Here is a 2,158-nt window from a genome sequence, read left to right as displayed (position 1 = left end):
AGCAGCAACGACTGACGGACACACCATCCAACGAGACTACGGATGGCCCACAACTGAAGCGCCGAAGCTGGCCTCATATTGAGCCGTCGCCGACAGTGCCGCCGGCCGCGCTCACCAATACCTGCCCGCATCTTCTAAGCGCCTGGTCTCACAGCGCATGCCACAGTCGTGCCAGATAGAGCGGTCAACCACGGTCAACAGCGGCCCACAACAGTCGAGATGCGCCGGTGACCTGCGAGCTCTTCAGAGCCGGAGTGACCTGCGCGCCAGGGGCGTTCCATGCCCCCGCCCTTACAAGGCGGATGTCGGCGGTTCGAAACCGTCCGCGCCCACCCGGACAAAGACCCCCAGCCGATCATGGTTGGGGGTCTTTGACATCCAGATCTGACATCAGCGACGGGCCTACTCGCGCTGTAGGCGCCTTGTGAGCAGCCGATCCATGTGACTGACCGCCTCGCGCTGCGTGTCCTGGACCACGTGCGCGTAGCCGTTCATAGTGACGGCGATCTGGCTGTGCCCAAGGATCTCCATGACGACGCGTGGTGCGACGCCGGCCGCGGTGAGCAAAGTCGCGCAGCCGTGCCGAGCGTCAATCTCGGCCGCGACATGCGCGACGGGACGGCCCGAACAGACACGCTCTACGGGCAGCCGCCTGCCGTGCACGGTCAGCCGGGCATTACGGCGGGAGACGAAGACCTCCGTGTGGTGCGTTCCTAGACAGCTCCACCGCACCGGAGGTCTTCGCCATGATCAAGTCCGGCCCGCGTTGACAACCTCGTGATCAATACATCTAGGACCTGTCCGAGGGGTCGCGTCACCGACCCCGCACCCGCCAGCACTGTCACCCGAATGGCGCAACATCACGCGCTACCCACATGGGTGAGGATCAAGCTGACTAGTGCCCCAACCGAGGCAATCCGTGAAAGGGGAACCGAATGCGCATTCGACGAATCCTCGCCGCCGTCATCGCCACGGCCGCCCTCGCCGGACTCGGCCTCACAGGCGCCGCCACCGCCACCGCACAGAGTGGCGCAATCAGCCCTGCTCAGTGCAGGCAGGGCGGCGGAACGCCCGATTTTACGGACTTCACCTGCAAGGGCGGTACGTACAACGGGCGGTATCTCATCGACTAAACCCCACAAGGCGCCCCGCAGCCGCGCGCCGCGGGGCGCTCCCGCGCGAGCGTAGCCGGGAGAGTCGCAGGGACTGTGCCGACCGTCGGGCACAGTAAGACGTACCCCGGGCCCTGGTCAGGGGCCGTTCACCTGCGCGGTGGGTGTGGGATTTGAACCCTCGGTGACTCGCGCCACGACGGTTTTCAAGACCGCGTGCGGTTTGATTCGGCCGCACCACAACCGCACCAGAACGAGCGGGGAGCAACGGGGAACCACGGGGAAAGCAGCTGAGCCCGAGGGGCCACGGCCAGACCATTGCCCAGGTCGGCATCTTCCCTGGCCCCAAAGGCTCGCAGCTTCCCAAGCTGAGGTACTGGGGCGGAGGTCTTGCGATACGGTGCGGGCTTCATACGACGCCCCCTCGGAGAGCAAGTGGATCTGCTGAACGGCCGTGCTGCCCGCTTTGCGACCATGATCCTGCTGGGCTTGGCTGCACTCGCTATCGCTGGCTGCAACCCTGATCCGACCGACCCCGAGAACGTCGATCCGATCGCTCTGGTGAACAGCACATCGCACCCGGTGCGCGTCTTCTGGTGTGCCGGCGACGGGGACAACGAATGCGCGGAGGAGCACAGCCTAGGAGTCATCCCAGCGGGGGCACATCGCACCGTGCACATCTCCTCCTACGAAGTAATGCTGCACGTCAAGACAGCTTCAGGCCCAGGGGGATACGTCTGCGAGGACGACGCTCCGGGCAGTCGGATAGCTCTGGGCGCGTCGTATCCCTCCATGAAAGCCGCATGCGACCACTGCCTGTCCGGAGCCTCACCGAGTATCTCGCCCCGCTGAGATCCTGCATGGACATGCCCTTACCCAGGAGTTGACATCCACCGCCGACATCAACAGCCACGGACGGCGGCAGAGGTAGACGCACGTGGACGGCCAGTAGGGTCTGTGTAGCGAACGGTGGAACTCGGTCGGTTTTGTTCAGCGGCGTCCGGCGGTGAGCCGGCCGTCGAAGGTGATGTCGAAGGCTTGGAGTG

At 65.0% G+C, this 2,158-nt stretch carries 2 protein-coding genes; one reads left to right on the top strand and one right to left on the bottom strand.

The window, feature by feature from the left end:
- Positions 1–402: 402 nt before the first annotated feature.
- Positions 403–732, bottom strand: coding sequence for a tyrosine-type recombinase/integrase (locus tag ACFY2Z_RS41640; protein ID WP_390749194.1), 330 nt, complete (start codon positions 730–732; stop codon positions 403–405).
- A gap of 815 nt (positions 733–1,547) precedes the next feature.
- On the opposite strand from ACFY2Z_RS41640, the gene ACFY2Z_RS41635 reads away from it, so the two are divergent.
- Entirely contained in the window at positions 1,548–1,964 is a 417-nt protein-coding gene (locus ACFY2Z_RS41635; protein ID WP_390749193.1) for a hypothetical protein, read from the top strand.
- Positions 1,965–2,158 lie beyond the last annotated feature (194 nt).

The organism is Streptomyces sp. NPDC001222, assembly GCF_042896945.1.
Lineage (GTDB): Bacteria > Actinomycetota > Actinomycetes > Streptomycetales > Streptomycetaceae > Streptomyces > Streptomyces gibsoniae.
This window is presented reverse-complemented; position numbering and strand designations above follow the sequence as displayed.